The organism is Mesorhizobium sp. L48C026A00, from assembly GCF_000502375.1.
GTDB lineage: Bacteria > Pseudomonadota > Alphaproteobacteria > Rhizobiales > Rhizobiaceae > Mesorhizobium > Mesorhizobium muleiense.
The window spans coordinates 1-251 of the sequence record NZ_AYWU01000133.1; the positions used below are offsets into that span (position 1 = coordinate 1).

Below are 251 nucleotides of genomic sequence, written 5' to 3' on the forward strand. Positions count from 1 at the left end.
GCGAGATGCGTCGCTCCCTCCCGGGCATGAATGCCAGCAGGACCCGCATGGCATCATCGTCGAAGCGCGGGAGATTGCGCGCCCGGCGCTCCCACTCTCTGGCCGGCACTTTCAGCGTCTTCGCGTTTTCCTGCAGGTTGTGATCGATCACCGCGAGTGCGAGACATCGCTCGAGAGCGGCGAAGCTTAGACGGGCTCGTCGCTCTGCGGGATATTCGTCGCGGTCCGCCACGGATCTGCCTGTCGAGCCG

At 65.3% G+C, this 251-nt stretch carries 1 pseudogene; it reads right to left on the reverse strand.

The window, feature by feature from the left end:
• Positions 1–251 (reverse strand): annotated as a pseudogene (locus X738_RS84440) (Mu transposase C-terminal domain-containing protein); the annotation flags it as partial.